17 protein-coding genes are annotated in these 17,454 nt (G+C 62.6%); 8 read left to right on the plus strand and 9 right to left on the minus strand.

Translation table 11 applies throughout. The annotated features are described in order from the left end of the window. The first annotated feature begins 31 nt into the window (after nt 1-31). The 4 genes from IEW00_RS12945 (at nt 32) to IEW00_RS12960 (ending at nt 3,496) form a co-directional block, all read left to right on the plus strand. The gene (locus IEW00_RS12945; protein ID WP_188514821.1) at nt 32-604 is read left to right on the plus strand and encodes a shikimate kinase; all 573 of its coding nucleotides are present in this window, start codon (nt 32-34) and stop codon (nt 602-604) included. Continuing rightward, nucleotides 592-1,704: a 3-dehydroquinate synthase gene (aroB, locus tag IEW00_RS12950; RefSeq protein ID WP_188514822.1), complete on the plus strand. Its 1,113-nt coding sequence runs from the start codon at nt 592-594 to the stop codon at nt 1,702-1,704. Before IEW00_RS12945 ends, aroB begins: the two co-directional genes overlap by 13 nt. A gap of 73 nt (nt 1,705-1,777) precedes the next feature. After that, nucleotides 1,778-2,521, plus strand: a complete 744-nt coding sequence (locus IEW00_RS12955; protein ID WP_229737026.1) for a DUF6975 family protein — start codon at nt 1,778-1,780, stop codon at nt 2,519-2,521. A 132-nt stretch (nt 2,522-2,653) separates the two neighbouring features. After that, nucleotides 2,654-3,496, plus strand: coding sequence for an AAA family ATPase (locus IEW00_RS12960; RefSeq protein WP_188514823.1), 843 nt, complete (start codon nt 2,654-2,656; stop codon nt 3,494-3,496). Between the two features lie 23 nt (nt 3,497-3,519). Here the strand turns inward: IEW00_RS12960 and IEW00_RS12965 are convergent, their stop codons facing one another. Then, nucleotides 3,520-4,920 carry a methyl-accepting chemotaxis protein gene (locus IEW00_RS12965; RefSeq protein WP_188514824.1) on the minus strand — a complete coding sequence of 467 codons (1,401 nt, stop codon included), beginning with the start codon at nt 4,918-4,920 and terminating at the stop codon, nt 3,520-3,522. A gap of 162 nt (nt 4,921-5,082) precedes the next feature. Between IEW00_RS12965 and IEW00_RS12970 the strand changes: the two genes are divergently transcribed. After that, nucleotides 5,083-6,270, plus strand: coding sequence for a vWA domain-containing protein (locus IEW00_RS12970; protein ID WP_188514825.1), 1,188 nt, complete (start codon nt 5,083-5,085; stop codon nt 6,268-6,270). Nucleotides 6,271-6,295: 25 nt separating this feature from the next. Here the strand turns inward: IEW00_RS12970 and pip are convergent, their stop codons facing one another. The 3 genes from pip to IEW00_RS12985 form a co-directional block, all read right to left on the minus strand. After that, complete coding sequence (gene pip, locus IEW00_RS12975) at nt 6,296-7,243, minus strand: prolyl aminopeptidase (protein WP_229737027.1); 948 nt, start codon at nt 7,241-7,243, stop codon at nt 6,296-6,298. Nucleotides 7,244-7,265: 22 nt separating this feature from the next. Beyond that, nucleotides 7,266-7,604, minus strand: coding sequence for a hypothetical protein (locus IEW00_RS12980; protein WP_188514826.1), 339 nt, complete (start codon nt 7,602-7,604; stop codon nt 7,266-7,268). 99 nt (nt 7,605-7,703) lie between these two features. Continuing rightward, nucleotides 7,704-8,996, minus strand: a complete 1,293-nt coding sequence (locus IEW00_RS12985) for a Xaa-Pro dipeptidase (protein ID WP_188514827.1) — start codon at nt 8,994-8,996, stop codon at nt 7,704-7,706. A 146-nt stretch (nt 8,997-9,142) separates the two neighbouring features. Here IEW00_RS12985 and IEW00_RS12990 point away from each other — a divergent pair, with 146 nt between their 5' ends. Together IEW00_RS12990 and IEW00_RS12995 are read left to right on the plus strand one after the other, a co-directional pair. Beyond that, entirely contained in the window at nt 9,143-9,934 is a 792-nt protein-coding gene (locus IEW00_RS12990) for a helix-turn-helix domain-containing protein (protein WP_188514828.1), read from the plus strand. Between the two features lie 175 nt (nt 9,935-10,109). Further along, a complete protein-coding gene (locus tag IEW00_RS12995; RefSeq protein WP_188514829.1) occupies nt 10,110-10,817 on the plus strand; it encodes a hypothetical protein in 708 nt (235 codons plus the stop codon). Nucleotides 10,818-10,882: 65 nt separating this feature from the next. On the opposite strand, the gene lpdA is transcribed toward IEW00_RS12995, so the two are convergent. From lpdA to IEW00_RS13015, 4 genes are read right to left on the minus strand one after another with little or no spacing between them, the layout of a single operon-like run. Continuing rightward, complete coding sequence (gene lpdA / locus IEW00_RS13000; RefSeq protein WP_188514830.1) at nt 10,883-12,277, minus strand: dihydrolipoyl dehydrogenase; 1,395 nt, start codon at nt 12,275-12,277, stop codon at nt 10,883-10,885. Further along, the gene (locus IEW00_RS13005; protein ID WP_188514831.1) at nt 12,270-12,677 is read right to left on the minus strand and encodes a hypothetical protein; all 408 of its coding nucleotides are present in this window, start codon (nt 12,675-12,677) and stop codon (nt 12,270-12,272) included. Before IEW00_RS13005 ends, lpdA begins: the two co-directional genes overlap by 8 nt. Beyond that, the gene (locus IEW00_RS13010) at nt 12,674-13,213 is read right to left on the minus strand and encodes an endonuclease domain-containing protein (RefSeq protein WP_188514832.1); all 540 of its coding nucleotides are present in this window, start codon (nt 13,211-13,213) and stop codon (nt 12,674-12,676) included. Before IEW00_RS13010 ends, IEW00_RS13005 begins: the two co-directional genes overlap by 4 nt. Before the next feature lie 13 nt (nt 13,214-13,226). Continuing rightward, entirely contained in the window at nt 13,227-14,537 is a 1,311-nt protein-coding gene (locus tag IEW00_RS13015) for a pyruvate dehydrogenase complex dihydrolipoamide acetyltransferase (RefSeq protein ID WP_188514833.1), read from the minus strand. Between the two features lie 145 nt (nt 14,538-14,682). Here IEW00_RS13015 and IEW00_RS13020 point away from each other — a divergent pair, with 145 nt between their 5' ends. Beyond that, nucleotides 14,683-15,138: a universal stress protein gene (locus IEW00_RS13020; RefSeq protein ID WP_188514834.1), complete on the plus strand. Its 456-nt coding sequence runs from the start codon at nt 14,683-14,685 to the stop codon at nt 15,136-15,138. Between the two features lie 16 nt (nt 15,139-15,154). Here the strand turns inward: IEW00_RS13020 and rnr are convergent, their stop codons facing one another. Next, nucleotides 15,155-17,401, minus strand: a complete 2,247-nt coding sequence (rnr, locus tag IEW00_RS13025; protein ID WP_188514835.1) for a ribonuclease R — start codon at nt 17,399-17,401, stop codon at nt 15,155-15,157. Nucleotides 17,402-17,454 lie beyond the last annotated feature (53 nt).

Here is a 17,454-nt window from a genome sequence, read left to right on the forward strand (position 1 = left end):
ACCGCCTAGCCTATTTATAGGCTGCGCGGCAATGCTGCAGAACCGAAAATCAGACCCCGCAAAGCTGGCGAGCGACATAGCGCAGTGGCTGGACCGCCCCTTGGTGCTGGTCGGGCTGATGGGTGTCGGCAAGTCGACGGTCGGCAGAAGGCTCGCAACGGATCTGGCGATCGACTTCATCGACGCCGACGAGGAAATCGAAGCCGCCGCGCAGATGAGCATATCCGAGATTTTCGAGCGCTTCGGCGAGTCTTACTTCCGCGATGGTGAGCGCCGGGTGATCTCGCGGCTGATAGATGGCGTACCGCGTGTGATCGCGACAGGCGGCGGAGCGTTCATGAACGACGAGACCCGCGCGCTGATCTTGCAGGGCGCAATCGCGATCTGGCTCGATGCCGACATCGCGACATTGGTCGAGCGCGTCAGCCGTCGCAACACCCGACCCCTTCTGCGCGGCGGAAATCCCGGCGAAGTGCTGACCCAGCTCGCGAAGGTACGCAACCCTGTCTACGCGCAGGCGCAGATCCACGTGCGCAGCAAGGACGGACCGCACAATCGAACCGTATTGACGATATTGGAGGCACTCGCACGATGGCACGGCTGAACATCGCGCTGGGCCAGCGCAGTTACGAGATCGCAGTGGAAGCCGGCGCGCTGGACGCGGTGGTGGAGCATATCGCACCATGGGCCAAGCGCGGGCGCACGTTGTGGGTCAGCGACAGCAACGTCGCCACACGGCACTGGGCCATGATCGCCGCCCAACTCGAAGCGGCAGGCATCGCAGCGATTTTGCATATTGTCCCTGCCGGTGAAGCGAGCAAGAGCTGGGCAGAACTTGCACGCCTGACCGATTGGCTGTTGAGCGAAGGCATCGAGCGAAGCGACACCATTTTCGCGCTGGGCGGCGGCATGATCGGCGATCTGACCGGTTTTGCCGCATCAATCGTCAAGCGCGGGTGCGATTTCGTGCAGGTTCCAACGACCCTGCTGGCGCAAGTCGACAGTTCAGTCGGTGGCAAGACCGCGATCAACACGGCTGCGGGCAAGAACCTGGTCGGCGCGTTTCACCAGCCACGCTTCGTGCTGATCGATCCGCAAGTTCTCTCCACCCTAGCCCCGCGCGAAATGCGGGCGGGCTATGCCGAAGTGGTCAAGTACGGATTGATCGACGACGCGCCCTTCTTCGCCTGGTGCGAGGCGAATGGTGTCGCCGTTTTGGCGGGCGACCCGGAAGCGCTCGATCATGCGATCGTCACCAGCGTCGCAGCCAAGGCGCGGATCGTGGGCGAAGACGAACGCGAAACCAGGGATCGCCGGGCATTGCTCAATCTGGGCCATACCTTTGGCCATGCGCTCGAGGCGGACACCGGGTTTGGTGAGCGGCTGCTGCATGGAGAAGCCGTCGGTGTCGGCATGGTGCTGGCGCTGCAGTATTCGGCGCGGCGCGGGCTGTGCGACACGCAAGATGCCGACCGGGTCGCGGCGCACTTCAGGGCATGCGCGATGCCCGTGACCTTGCAGGATGCAGGCGTCACCGCCGATGGCACCGCGCTGGTCGATCATATGCGCCACGACAAGAAGATGACCGGAGGCACGCTTCCGTTCCTGCTTACGCGAGGGATCGGGCAGACCTTTGTCTGTCACGATGTCGATCTGGCCGATGTTGCCGACTTCCTCAACGAAATGCACGCCCGCGGAGCATAAACATGCGGCTGCGTAAACTTTCTCTTTAGGACGATGCGTTAGCTTGATCGCATGGAAGTGTGCCGGACCGGACATGCCGCCACGAGATTGCGCCGGCAGCGGCGCAGATAAGGGAACCAGCGAATTGTCGTTCATCCAGCCCGGAGCCTTTGATCGCGCCCAGCCGGACGCAGCGCCTCCGCGTTCGCTGAATGCGGCGCTGGCTCAGGGTACGAGCGGTGAGCATGCGTTTGTCAGCAGGTTGCTCGACAAGGACAACGTTGCCCGCGCGATCGACCTCGCCGATGCCGCGCACTATCTGTGCCTGATCCATGGTCGCTATCCGGGCTTGATCGATTACGCCGCGACCCGCAGCGCCGACCCGTATGTCGGAAAATGGTTGTCGCGGGCCTGCGAGGCCTTTGTCGGCGAACGCGCGCTGCTGACACGGTTGACCGTGGCCGCCGGGCCGATCACCAGCACGCCGGGTCAAGACCGCTGTACATCTGCGATCATCAACTTGCGAGGCGCGCTCAATGCGCTGTCGCAGTCGGACCGGCAGGGCTGCGCATTGGGCGCTGCCTTTGCGCTGGTGCTCGACTGGATCGCGATCCGCGATGTCCTGGATCTGATCGGGGAACGCACCGGGCTTGATGGGCGTCGCTCTACGCTTCCTGCGGCAGACGAAACACGCCAGCTCGCCGCAGAACTGAGCATCAACGGTGCGATTGGCCGGGCCATCGGTTTTGGCGCATCCCAGATGTTGCTGCAGCATCGCCAGTTATGGGACATGCTGTGCGAACGCGCCGATTTGCGACGCGCGCAGGACGGGTTCTGACTCCGCCGACACCCTCAGCTCGAAACCGACGCATGACGGAAACGTAAACCCGGTGCTGTGTCGCCGCTTGCCAACTGCGCCCGCGCGCCCTATCGCTTAACCAACCAGTTAACAGCGGCAGGAAGGCCATTTATGCGCTTTGAAGGCACCAGCGAATATGTTGCAACAGATGATCTGAAGGTGGCGGTCAACGCCGCGGTTGCGTTGCGTCGCCCGCTGCTGGTCAAGGGCGAGCCGGGAACTGGCAAGACCGTGCTGGCGCACCAGATCGCCCAGGCTGCCAATGCGCCGCTGATCGAGTGGAACATTAAGTCGACCACCAAGGCGCAGCAGGGGCTCTACGAATATGACGCGGTCGCCCGCCTTCGCGACGGCCAGCTTGGCGACGAACGCGTCCATGACATCGGCAACTACATCAAGAAGGGCAAGCTCTGGGAAGCGTTCACCGCGCCTGAACTGCCGGTGCTGCTGATCGACGAGATCGATAAGGCCGATATCGAGTTTCCCAACGATCTGTTGCAGGAACTCGATCGGATGGAGTTCTATGTCTACGAAACCAAGGAACTGGTGAAGGCCAAGGACCGCCCGATCGTGGTGATCACCTCTAACAACGAAAAGGAACTGCCCGATGCGTTCCTGCGCCGTTGTTTCTTCCATTACATCAAGTTCCCCGATCGCGAGACGATGCAGGCGATCATCGATGTCCACTTCCCCGGAATCCAGAAGATCCTGGTGCAGAAGGCACTTGAGATTTTTTATGATGTCCGCGAAGTCCCGGGTCTCAAGAAGAAGCCCTCAACCAGCGAGCTGCTCGACTGGCTGAAGCTCCTGCTCCACGAAGATATGCCGCTGGAGGTTCTGCAGTCGCGCGACCCCAGCAAGGCGATCCCGCCACTGCACGGTGCACTGCTCAAGAACGAACAGGACGTGATGCTGTTCGAGCGGCTGGCGTTCATGTCGCGCCGCAACAGCTGACGCGGACCCGGGCTGGCAAGACCCTAGCGGATATAGGCCAGCTCGAAATTGCCCCAATACCGCCCCCGGATCCATAACGGCACGAAGATGTTGCGCAAGATGCGCACTTCGCCGGGGTGTGGCTCGAACCTGTAGACTGCGGCGTAGTATGAATCGTTCTTGTGGCTGATCGCCTCGGTCGTCGTTCGGTCAAGCACGATCATCCGGTTGCGGCAGTGCGCGGCATCGTGGATCTTGTCGCCTGTTGGTGCGTGCGATCGCTCAGAGATGTGCGTCGGCAGATAGCCATCGAGGTTGCTGATCACCGATCCGAAGGTCGTCTTGCCCGCGCCCCAGTATCGATCGAGCACAGGCCGAATCCGCGCATCGGCAAAGTCGTTGAAGCCGTTGTCGTACCGTACCAGTCCAGGCTCGTTGCGCGGCTGGTAATGGCGATCGAACACCTGGTGTGCGGTAATTGCCCCTGTCTGCAACCCTTGCTCGATGATGTCGCAGACTTCCGCTGCGGTATTGACCGCGGTCTCGACATAAGGATTGTCGCGATGGGACAGGCCGGTGTGCACCAGCTGGTTGAACATCACATTGGATAGCGCTTCAAGCGCAGTCGTCTGGTGCAATGCGTCTTCGAGCTGGTCGCCGCATCCGGCGACATCACCCATGAACACGAAAAGGTTGTCGCACAGTTCGCCGGTGTTGGAGCGCACGCCGCTGCTCGATTCGGCGATGGCATCGGCCTTGCTGGCCACATCACGGACCATCTCACTGGCCTGCTGGATCGCGACATCGATCGTTTCAAAGTGTCGCTGTGCGCTGCGGCTCTGGGCGACGCCGCGTTCGACCTGCGCCATGAAATGCCCGGCCTCGATCCCCAGCGAATGCATCGTGCCCGAAATCTTGTCGGTGGCCTGACGTGTATCCTGCGCCAGCTTCTTCACCTCGGCGGCTACAACTGCGAAGGTGGCCCCCGCCGTCCCTGCACGCTCTGCTTCGATCGCAGCATTGAGCGCGAGCATGTTGGTCGAGCGGGCGATCGAATCGATTGTCTGGCTTGCGGTCACGACATCGGCCATGGCATTGGCGAAGCGCTTGACGTCATCGCCCAGGCCCTGGATCAGCGCAATCAGATCGTGAAGTTCGAGCGCGGACACCTGCATCGTGTCCGAACTTTCCGACAGGTTGCGATATGCCGCCTGGCTGGTGCGGCGCGCGCTATCGGTGGCGAGGACCACCTGCTCCTGTTCATCCGCCAGGTTGCGGGCGATCTGCTCAAGATACGACCGCTTTTCACCGAGCAACGCCATGCGCTGCCGCACGGTCTCGACGATCCCGCCGACCTGACTCGATCCGATGACAGAATCGCCGCAGCTTTCGGCCATCTGCTGGATGGCATCGCTTTCAGGTTTGATGATGCGATGCTCGTGCATGAAGACCCCGTTGGATGTGGTGACCCCGGTGTCTAGCCCAGCAGGGTTAACGGGCCGTAAAACACGACCTTTTTCCCGCTTGGCACTTGCCAGAAGCAGCGGGCATCGGCATCGTGGTGGCTGACGCAAACGTAAAGCTGCAGATGTAAGGGCTCAGGACCGATGTTCTTCTCATTCATGGACGAACTGCGCAGCGCAGGGATTTCAGTATCGCTCAAGGAGCACCTGATCCTGCTTGAGGCGCTCCACAGCGAGGTGATCGATCGGACGCCCGAGGAGTTCTATTATCTCTCTCGCGCCACTTTGGTGAAGGACGAGGGCCTGCTCGACAGGTTCGACCAGGTGTTCGCCAAGGTGTTCAAAGGCCTCGAGATGACCTTTCAGGGCAACGACACAGCCGAAATTCCCGAGGACTGGCTGAAAGCCGTGGCCGAGAAGTTCCTGTCCGATGAAGAGATGGAAAAGATCAAGGCGCTGGGATCCTGGGACGAGATCATGGAGACGCTCAAGAAGCGGCTCGAAGAACAGGAAAAACGCCACCAGGGCGGCAACAAGTGGATCGGCACCGGCGGAACAAGCCCGTTCGGCAATTCGGGCTACAACCCCGAAGGCGTGCGCATCGGCGGCGAGAGCAAGCACAAGCGCGCGGTCAAAGTGTGGGAAAAGCGCGAGTTCCAGAACCTCGACGACACCCGGCAGCTGGGCACCCGCAACATCAAGGTCGCACTTCGCCGGCTGCGCCGGTTCGCGCGCGAAGGTTCGGCCGACGAGCTCGATATCGACGGCACCATCGATGGCACCGCGCGCCAGGGCTGGCTCGATATCCGCATGAGGCCCGAGCGGCACAATGCAGTCAAGCTGCTGCTGTTTCTCGATGTCGGCGGATCGATGGACCCGTTCATCAAGCTGTGCGAGGAACTGTTTTCGGCAGCGAAGACCGAGTTCAAGAACCTCGAATTCTTCTATTTCCACAACTGCCTATACGAGGGCGTTTGGAAGGACAATCGCCGCCGCTTTACCGAGCGTACCAACACCTGGGATATCCTGCACAAATACGGGCATGACCATAAGGTGATCTTCGTCGGCGATGCCTCGATGAGCCCTTATGAAATCAGCCATCCAGGTGGATCGGTCGAGCATTTCAACGACGAGGCGGGCGCGGTGTGGATGCAACGCGTGGTCAACACCTATCCGGCGGCAGCCTGGCTCAACCCGGTGCCCGAAGCGCAATGGGGCTATTCGCAATCGGTACGGATGATCAAGGACCTGATGAACGACCGGATGTATGCCCTGACACTCGAAGGTCTCGACGATGCGATGCGCGAACTGGTGCGCAAGCACGGGCACTGATCGCCGACGCGAACCCGCTGAACCGTCAGGCCATGCCCGCGTAACGATCGGTCGCCTCGATTAGTCGGTCGAGGATGCCGGGTTCGGAATAGGCGTGCCCTGCCCCTTCCACCAGATGGAAGTCCACGTGCGGCAGTGCCTTGTGCAAGGCCCAGGCATTATGCGCGGGGCATGGCATGTCATAGCGGCCATGGACGATGGTGCCGGGTATGCCTGCCAGCCTAGGGGCATTGCGCAGCAACTGCTCGGGCTCGAGCCAGCAGGCGTTGACGAAATAGTGCGTTTCGATCCGCGCGAAGGCGAGCGCATAGTGCCCGTCATCGTGCTGCTCTGACAAACTTGGATCGGGCAGCAGCGTGATTACTTGACCCTCGTACAGGCTCCATGCGCGCGCCGCGGCGACCTGCAGCTTGGGATCGTCCCCGGTCAGCCGCCGGTGATACGCCGCGAGCATGTCGCCGCGCTCATCCTCGGGGATCAGCGCTGTAAACCGGTCCCATTTGTCGGGAAACATCTGCGAGACGCCGAACTGGTAGAACCAGTCGAGCTCCGGCCTGGTGCACATGTAGATGCCGCGCAGCACCAGGTGCGATACGCGCGCAGGGTGGGTCTGCGCATAAGCGAGCGCCAGCGTCGACCCCCAGGATCCGCCGAAGACCAGCCACTCCTTGACACCCGCGAGTTCGCGCAACCGCTCGATATCGGCGACCAGATGCCAGGTGGTGTTGGCCTTTAGCGCAGCATGCGGCGTCGATCGCCCGCAGCCACGCTGGTCGAACAGCAGTACGTCGTACAGCGCCGGATCGAACAACCGCCGGTGATCGGGCGAACACCCGCCACCTGGGCCGCCGTGCAGGAAAACCGCAGGCTTGGCGCCCGGCGTCCCCACCCGCTCGTAATAGACCTGATGCCCGTCGCCCGTATCGAGCATGCCGGTGGCATAGGGTTCAATCGGTGGGTAAAGTGTCCGCACGGGCCGCCTGCGATCCCCCGCCTCAGCGCTTGCCGTGGCGGCTGTTGCTCGACAGGTAATCGCCATAGCTGCCGACATAGCTGTCGATGATCATCTGCGTCTCTTCGCCGGCATAGCTTTCGGCCTCGGCCTGCTGGCCGCCATATTGCATCTCGGACTTGATCATCGCGTTAACCAGCGCGGTTTTCTCGGGTGCGCAGGCACTGGCGGATTCCTTTGCGAATTCCGACGGCGTCTTCTTGGCATCGAGGCTTTCGTTGGTGAATTTGGTCAGGCACGCGTTGAAACTCGCACGTGCGCCGTCGACCGGATCGCCCTGTGCCATGGTCATTGCCATCGCCACGATCAGTGTAAGACTCATGATATCCTCCCCTAGATTTGTGGGGTGCGGTTACCACAATCGTCAGCCTGACGGGAAGCGGATTTGCAGTCGCCGCGCATCAATTTGCCGCGCAGCATTTCAGCGCACACGGACCCCGCCCTGGACCACCGCATCGATGCCTTCGAGCTCGCGCACATCGGCCAGCGGATCGCCATCGACCGCGATGATATCGGCATAGCGGCCCACCGCGATGCTGCCGACATCCTGCGTCCTGCCCAAAGCCTCGGCGGCGTTGATCGTGGCCGCGCGGATCGCCTCGATCGGGGTCATGCCATAGTCGACCATCACCTTGAACTGCCCGCCAACGGTGTTGTGCGGCATCACGCCTGCATCGCTGCCGAACACCATCCGCACGCCCGCCTTGTGCGCCTTGCGGAAGTTGTCGCGCTGGATCTGCGCGACTTCGCGGTCCTTGCGCAGATTGTCCTCCATCACGCCGTTCTTCGCACCTTCGGACTGGGTGTAATCGGTGTTGAAGATGTCCATCGAGAACCACACCGGCTGCTTGCGCTCGGCCGCCAGACGAATGCCCTCGTCGTCGACCAGGCTGGCATGCTCGATGGTGTCGATCCCGGCGCGGATCGCCGCCTTGATCCCGGCCCCACCATGCGCGTGCGCCGCGACCTTGAGGCCCCATTGATGCGCCTCGTCGGCGATCGCGCGCAGTTCCTCTTCGGAAAGCTGCTGCTGGCCGGGCTCGGTGTTGCGCGAGAAGACGCCGCCGGTGGCACAGACCTTGATGACTTCCGCGCCGTATTTGCGCTGCTCGCGCACCTTCTGGCGCAGTTCGGTCGGGCCATCGCCCACCGCAGGGGATTTCGCCCCGAATGAGGGCGGAAGATAGGTCTGGTCGCAATGGCCGCCGGTCGCGCCGATCGAGTGCGCGGCGGGAACGATCCGCGGGCCGGTCGCCCAGCCTTCGGCGATCGCCTGCTTCAGCGCGACATCGTTATAGCCTTCCGAGCCAACATTGCGCACCGTGGTGAACCCGGCGTCGAGCATCGCACGCGCGTTCGACGCGGCGACGAAGCTCCAGAAGCGGTCGGTGAACTGCAGGCTGTTGTAGCCGCCATAGGTTGGCGAGCTGTCGAGATGGACGTGCATGTCGATCAGCCCCGGAAGCAGCGTCTTGCCCGCCAGGTCGATATGCGTGACGTCATCGCCCCAGCGCACCGTGCGCGCATCGGAGATCGAGGTGATGCGGCCGTTCTCGGTGAAGATCGCGGGGAATTCGGTGACCTTGCCGGTGGCGACGTCGATCATCTTCGCTGCCGTGATCACGGTGCGGGTTGGCGTTTCCTGCGCCGAGGCAGACACCGTGAGGGCAGACGCGGCGAGCGCTGCCGAGATCAAACGTAGAAAGATTTTCATGATGTTCCCCTGTCCGGCGACCCCGGATTATTCGCCGCCAACGATTACAGCGACATGCGCGCCAGGCAAGCGAAACCGGCTGGCATGCTGCGACCCCTAATAATTTGGGGTGGGCGCGGGCCTCGGCTCGGCCTAGCATCGCAGCCATGGCAACATCGATGACCGACGGCCTGCTGGCCCTGACCGAGAAGGAAAAGCAGACGCTGCGGCTGATCGTGTGCGGGCACGACGCCAAGTCGATCGCGCGCACGCTCGACCTTTCGGTGCACACGATCAACGAGCGGCTGCGCGATGCGCGGCGCAAGATGGCGGTCTCGAGCAGCCGCGAGGCGGCGCGGATGCTGCTCGAGGCGGAGGGCGGAAGAGTAACCCCCCAATATGTTGGGGACAGCCCAATCGGGGATGATGTTCTTGGCTCCACCGCCGATCAGGAGACGGCGTCGACCCCCGGCGCGGAGCGAAACCGCTCCCTGATCCTGACAGGAGTTCTTATGACCCTCGCCCTCGGCCTGCTGGCCCTCACCACCCTGCCGTTCACCAATACGGCCCCCACAACCGTGACCCCTGCCCCGACCCAGGTCGCGTTTCAGGATGCCGAGACCGACCCGGTGAACCCCGAAGTCGTCAACGCCGCCCGCGCCTTCCTGACGATGATCGAACAGAAACGCTGGGAAGACAGCTACGCCGCCACCGGCACGTCCTTCCGCAAGCTCAACACGCTGCAGGTCTGGGCGCAAGTATCCGAAGAGGTCCACGCCCGCTACGGCAGCACCGTCTCGCGCACCCTGCTCAGCCAGCAAAACCTCCCAGCCCCGCCCGCAGGCTACGAAGTCGTCAAGTTCCGCACGGTCTATGCGAACAAGCAGCAGGCGGTGGAAACGGTGACGCTCGACCGCGAGGATGGCAAGTGGGTCGTGGTGGGGGTTACGGTGGGGTGAGGTGTTCAATAGGGCCGCGCACAGGGCGTGGTCGCTTCATCTGGTGCTTAAAGAACCTTGGTGAACCGGTCTCTAAACTGAGTATCTTATCCTTGAAACTCCTGCCGAATGGATGTTCGGTCGATGTTCCATTCATTGGTCACATTATATATCTTGCCTCCACTGGAGGGCTTTGGTGACTAACGTGTACAGGCACAGCGATTGGCTCAAGTTTCGTAGCGAGGTGATTTCACTTCACGGCGGACGCTGCGCACGATGTGATCGTTCGACCCTAACTGACGGCGTGGTTTTGCAGGTACACCACAGCCACTACACAATCGGCCGAAAACCTTGGGAATACGGCCACACTGAGTGCGAAGCTTTATGCAAAGGTTGTCATGCCGAAGAACATGGGATCATCATGCCGAAACGAGGTTGGACATTGATCGCCACCGACGATTTAGGCGATTTAAGCGGCCAATGCGAACTATGCAGAACCGACCTGCGATACGTCTTTGCTGTCGAACACCCGAAATGGGGGGCTATGGCGGTCGGCACCGACTGCTGCGATAAACTCACCGTGAGCACTGAAGCCAGCGAATATCAGGAGCGTTACCTGAAGCTTGTCGAAAAGCGAAAACGGTTTGTCATTTCACCACTGTGGAAGAAAACCGAGGCGGGCTTTCATACCATCAAACGCGGCGGGATCGCGGCCTTCATATTCCCCAACAATAAAAATTTTCGTATTGGCTTTGATGGAGTGGCAGGCAAAGTGGATTACCAAACACTATTAGACGCGAAGATTGCGATCTTCGAATTTATCGAAACAGGCGAGGCGGCGGCATATTTGGAAAGGCGTCGAAAGAAGATCAATGAACGCCTGCGACAGCAGCTGGGGTTGTAGTCACGTTCCTTAATTTCTCTTCCCGACCTTTTAGCCGCCAATCGACGTCATCGAAACTCACCCCCTCAAAAATGCACCGCCCGCCCATACGCTGACAACACACCCTCGTGCATCATCTCGCTCAGCGTCGGGTGCGCGAAGACCGTGTGCATCAGCTCTTCCTCGGTGGTCTCTAACTGGCGGGCGATGACATATCCCTGGATGAGTTCGGTCACTTCCGCGCCGATCATGTGCGCGCCCAATAGCTCGCCGGTCTTGGCGTCGAACACGGTCTTGATGAAGCCTTCGGCCTCGCCCAGCGCGATCGCCTTGCCGTTGCCGATGAAGGGGAAGTTGCCGACCTTGACCTCGTGTCCGGCCTCCTTGGCCTTTGCCTCGGTGAGACCGACGCTGGCGACCTGGGGGCGCGAATACGTGCAGCCGGGGATGTTCCAGGTTTCGAACGGGTGCGGGTTCTTGCCCGCGATATGTTCGACCGCGATGATGCCCTCGTGGCTCGCCTTGTGCGCCAGCCAGGGCGGGCCGGTGACATCGCCGATCGCGCGGATGCCGGGCACGTTGGTCTGGCCAAAGCCGTCGACCACGATATGGCCGCGCTCGGTCTTCACGCCCAAAGCCTCGAGCCCGATATCCTCGGTATTGGGTACGATACCGATCGCGACGATAGCGTGGCTGAACTGGTGCTCCTCGCTCTTGCCGTCCCTGGTCTTGATTTTGGCCGTCACGCCCTTCCCCGTGTCGGTCAGCGCCTCTACCCCTGCGCCGGTGAGGATGGTCATCTTCTGCTTCTTGAGCGCCTTTTCCATGAACGCGCTGACATCGGCGTCTTCCACCGGCAGCACGCGGTCGAGCATTTCGACGATGGTGACGTCTGCGCCCATGTCGGAGTAGAAGCTGGCGAACTCGACGCCGATCGCGCCCGATCCGATGACCAGCAATTTGCTCGGCATTTCGGTCGGGGTCATCGCGTGGCGATAGGTCCAGATGTGCTTGCCATCGGCCTTGGCGAACGGCAGGTCGCGCGCGCGCGCTCCGGTGGCGACGATGATCTCCTTGGCCTCGAGCTCGCGGGTCTGGTCGCCCTGGGTGACGCTGAGCTTGCCCTTGCCGGTGAGCTTGCCGGTGCCTTCGACCACGGTGATCTTGTTCTTCTTCATCAGCCCCTTGACGCCGGCGTTGAGCTGGCCCGAGACCTGACGGCTGCGCGCGACGATCTTGTCGAGCTCATAGCCGACCTTGTCGGCGGTGAGGCCGTAATTGCCCGCGTGCGTCATGTAGTGGAAGATTTCCGAGGTGCGCAGCAGCGCCTTGGTGGGGATGCAACCCCAGTTGAGGCAGATGCCGCCCAGCTTCTCGCGCTCGACGATCGCGACCTTGAGGCCCAACTGCGCCGCGCGGATCGCCGAGACATAGCCGCCGGGGCCCGAGCCCAGCACGATGAGGTCAAAGGTTTCAGCCATGAACGGTCTTTCTCTTTCGGCGTTTCAGAAGGTCAAGGTTGCAGAGCATCCACACGGTGCAGCAAGCCACTGCGGGGGCGTAGACAAGCTCAGCATAAGCTACAACTTCGGTGAGATACAGCACCAGCGCAAACCCGCTACCCGCGGCGACCGCGAGCAGGAGCGGCACGCGGATCAGCGGGTGCAGGTTGGTCCGGGCCAATGCGAGCGCCGCCAGCGCGGTCGCCAGCAGGATGACGAACACCATCACCACGGTGTAGAACGCGTCGGCGGTATCGACGAACGTCTCGGAAATGTTGAGCGCCCCGGTCTGCGACAGATTGAACGCGAACCGCCCGACGAGCGTGGCGATCGCGGTTGGGAGCAGCAGCCGACGCAGGATGAAGATGAGGATGGTCATGGGTGCATGCCTTGGGGATGACGTGCATCCGCTAAGCCCCTCTCCCCTTGCGGGAGAGGGGTTGGGGAGAGGGGGAGCGACGAACAGGCCTCAATGGCCTGCTCGTCGCCATGCAACACCCCCAATATCATCTCACCCACCCCATCGTCGTTCGTCAGAATGTCGTAATTCGAAAATCGCAGCACGGTGAACCCTTCTTTGCGCAGGTACGCGTCGCGTGTGGCGTCATAGGCACTCTCAACATGCTGCGACCCATCCGCCTCGATGATCACCCGTTGCGCAAAGCACACGAAGTCCGCGATGTAGCGATCGATCGGCACCTGCCGCTTGAACTTGAACCCGGCGAACCGCTTGCCGCGCAGGATCTGCCAGAGCTTGAGTTCTGCATCGGTCGGCTCGCTGCGCATCGCTTTCGCGCGGGTGCGCAGTGTTGCGGCAGATGGAGCGGTCGGCGAAGTAGCGTCGCTGTCGCGCCGCCCCCCTCTCCCCAACCCCTCTCCCGCAAGGGGAGAGGGGCTTTGAGGATCGCGCGTCATCAGCCAGAACGCCTTACGCCAGCATCCCCAGCGGGTTCTCGCAAAGCTCCTTGAACGCCTGCATCAGCTGCGCGCCGTCGGCGCCGTCGATGGCGCGGTGGTCGAAGCTGCCGGTGGCGCTCATCACGGTGGCGATGCCGAGCGCGTCATCGACGATGTACGGCCGCTTTTCGCCCGCACCGATCGCCATGATCATCGCCTGGGGCGGGTTGATCACCGCTTCGAAGTGTTTGATCCCGAACATGCCCATGTTGGAAAGGCTCGCGGTGCCGCCCTGGTACTCGTGCGGCTGCAATTTGCCTTCCTTGGCACGGCCGGCGAGTTCCTTCATTTCGGTCGAGATCGCGCCGACCGCCTTGGTTTCGGCGCCAACGATGATCGGCGTGATCAGACCCGCAGGCGTGCTCACCGCGACAGAGATATCGGCGCGGGCGTAGCTGATCAGCGTGTTGCCCGCGAAGCTGACGTTGCACTTGGGCACCTGGATCAGCGCCTTGGCAAGCGCCTTGATCAGCAGATCGTTGACCGAGAGCTTGATCCCTTGCGCCTCGAGCGCCTTGTTGAGCTCGCCGCGCAGCTTGAGCAACTTGTCGAGCTGGATGTCGAGGGTCAGGTAGATGTGCGGGATCGTCTGCTTGGCTTCGGTCAGACGGCGCGCGATCGTCTTGCGCATATTGGAGAGCTTGGTCTCCTCGTGCGGAATATCGGTCTCGAACGGCGCGGGTGTCGCCGCAGCAGGCGCAGCCTCGGCCGAAGCGGCGGGTGCCGACGCCGGTGCAGGTGCTGCAGCCTTGGCCTCGCCCGGCTTGGCGTCCTCGACATCGGCCTTGACGATGCGGCCACCCGGGCCGGTGCCCTTGATCGTTGCCAGATCGATGCCCTTGGCCGCAGCGATGCGCTTGGCCAGCGGGCTGGCCTTGACGCGATCGTCATCGGACGAAGCCGCAGGAGCGGGCGCGGGCGTTGGTGCTGGTGCCGGTTCAGCCTTGGCCTCTTCCTTCGCAGCAGGAGCAGGTGTCGGAGCGGACGCCGTCGGAGCGGGCGCCGGCGCAGCGGCGGCAGGCGCATCGCTGACGTCCTCACCCTCGGCGGCGATGATCGCGATGACCTCGCCCACCTTCACATTGTCGGTCCCTTCGGGGATCACGATTTTCGCGATCACGCCTTCGTCGACCGCCTCGAATTCCATCGTGGCCTTGTCGGTCTCGATCTCGGCCAACAGATCGCCCGAGGCAACGGTATCGCCCTCCTTGACCAGCCATTTGGCGAGGGTACCCTCCTCCATCGTGGGCGACAGGGCGGGCATTTTTAGATTGATGGGCATTGGGTGTTTTCCCCCGATTCAGGTGCGCCAATTCGATAACGGGGGTCGTTCTCGGCGCTTAGGTCCGTAGGGTCAAGGGGGCATGCCCTTGCCACACCTATCATTTTGGCGCAGGCTATCGCGTAACAAACGGGGCAGCAGGATTATGCGAGTATATCTGGTCATCATGGATGAAACCAGCGAGGCGCTGAGCGCACTTCGTTTCGCTTCGCGGAGGGCCCAGCATACCGGGGGGCAGGTCCATATTCTGGCGCTGGTGCCCAAGCAGGACTTCGTCGCCTGGGGCGGCGTGCAGGCGACGATCGAGGATGAGGCGCGCAGCCGGGCCGAAACCCTGGTCGCCGATGCAGCGGGTACATTGTTCGACGAGATGGGCCAGCGCCCGGTGATCACCGTGCGGATGGGCGATGCCACCAAGGAGATCCGCAACTACATGCTCGAATGTCCGGATCTGGCGATGCTGGTGCTGGGCGCGGCAGCGACGGGCGCGCCAGGGCCGTTGATCACGCATTTTGCCGGGCCCGATGCAGGCGCACTGCCCTGCCCGCTGACCATCGTTCCGGGTGGCCTGACCGACGCCGAAATCGACAGGATGTCCTGACCGGCACTCCGCGGCGTTAGCGGCTCTGGTGACGGATGTTGCCCGGGCGACCGCGCCGCTTGATCGGTGGCCGTGACGGCTTGTTGCCTGGGCGACCGCGATAGGGCTCGCGCATAAAGTTGCCGCCCTCGGGCAGCTCGAACTTGATCGCGCCTGTCACCGGATCGGCCTCGACCAGTCGCAGTTCGAGCCGCTGACCGACGGCATATTGCTCGCCGGTCGTCTCGCCGGTCAGCGTCTGTGCCTTCTCGTCATACCAGAAGCGCTCCGCCCCCAACGTCGAGACCGGGACCAGGCCGTCGCCACCGAATTCCTCGATGGTCGCAAAGAAGCCAAAATTCTGCACCCCGGTGATCCGCACCTTGTGCACCTCGCCAATGCGGGTGGCGAGGAACGCTGCAACATAGCGGTCCACCGTTTCGCGCTCGGCCTCCATCGCGCGGCGCTCGAAACTGCTGATCAGCTGGCAGATGCGATCGAGCGAGGCTACGTCCTGCTCGCTGAGGCCAGTCATCGGCGGAATGTCGGCGCTGGCAGGCGCTGGCTGTTCGAGCTTGAAGCCGTCGACCAGCGCGCGGTGCAGCAACAGATCGGCGTAGCGGCGGATCGGGCTTGTGAAGTGTCCATAGGAGCCGAGCGACAGCCCGAAATGCCCCAGATTGCGGGGGCCGTAATAGGCCTGGGTCTGGCTGCGCAGCACCTGCTCCATCACCATCGGCCTGATGGTCTCGTCGGTGACCTTGGCGAGGATGGCGTTGAACGTCTTGGGCCGGACGACCTGGCCCAGCGCGAACGATATTTCGAACGTCTCGAGATAGTCCTTGAGCGCAACCAGCTTCTCGCGCGAGGGCGGTTCGTGGACGCGGTAGACCACCGGAGCCTTCTTGCCCTCCAGCGCCTTGGCCGCCGCGACATTGGCCGCGATCATGAAATCCTCGACCAACCGGTGCGCATCGAGCCGTTCGCGGGTGGCGACGCTGACAATGCGTCCGGTCTCGTCAAGCACGATCCGCCGCTCGGGCAGATCGAGATCAAGCGGCTCGCGCGCATGCCGTGCCTTGTAGAGCAGCTTCCAGCACGCCCACAGCGGCTTGAGCGCGGTTTCGGCCAGCGGATGCGGCTTAGTGCCATCGATCGCCGCCTGCGCGTCTTCATACGCGATGTTCGCTGCCAGCCGCACCAATGCGCGGGAGAAGCGCCAGTCCTTGAGCTTGCCATGGGCATCGATCACCAGATGGCAGACCATAGCCGCACGGTCCTGATCCGCCTTGAGCGAGCACATGTCCGCTGAAAGCACTTCGGGCAGCATCGGCACGACACGGTCAGGGAAATAGACGCTGTTGCCGCGCTTGCGCGCCGCGCGGTCGATAGCACCGCCCGGGCGGACGTAATAGGAGACGTCGGCAATCGCGACGATCGCCCGATAGCCGCCCGGGTTGCCGGGGTGATCATCAGGCGCGGCCCAGATCGCGTCATCATGATCGCGCGCATCGACCGGATCGATCGCGACGATCGGCAGGTGACGCAGATCCTCGCGCGCCTCGGTGGTCAGCGGCAGTTTCGATGCCAGCTCGGCCTCGGTGATCGCCTCGGCCGCGAACTCCATCGGAATGCCGAACTTGTGGATCGCGATCATGCTGAACGAGCGCGGCGCAAACGGTTCGCCCAACACTTCGGTGACCTTGGCGGTAACCCGATCGCGCAACCCGCTCTGTTCGGCCATTACCAGCTGCCCGACCTCGGCCTTGCCTTGATCGGAGATCGGCACCAGGCGCCGGATGCGCTTGTCGACCGGCTTGAGCCACAATTTGCCATTGCCCTCGTCGCGCTGGACCACGCCGAGCAGTTGCTCGCCGGCGCGCTGCAGCTTCTTCATCACGAATGCGCGATGACCGCCGCCAGCCTCTTCGGTGCGCGCCAGCACCCGGTCACCCACCGCCAAGGCGCCCGAACGGCCACGTTCGGAAATCCGCACCTTGGGCACCGGAACGCCATCGGCCTGCCAGTTGTCGGGAATGCCGATCAGTTCGCGGCCCTCGACCTCGATGATCTTCAGAACGGTGACCTTGGGCAGCCCACCCATCTTGTGGAACGCCCGCCCCGGCGCGCTGTCGATCAGGCCTTCGTCTGCCATATCCTTGAGCAGAGCCTTGAGCGCGATCTTCTCGGCCCCGCGCAGCTTGAAGTGCTTGGCGATCTCGCGCTTGCCCGCAGGCTCGTACGATTCGGTGATGAACTTCAGGATCTCCGCGCGATCGGGCATGCCCCCGTCATACGCGCGAGGACCCTTCGGCTTGCCGGGACGATCCTGCGCCA

Source organism: Blastomonas aquatica (assembly GCF_014639875.1).
GTDB classification, from domain to species: domain Bacteria; phylum Pseudomonadota; class Alphaproteobacteria; order Sphingomonadales; family Sphingomonadaceae; genus Blastomonas; species Blastomonas aquatica.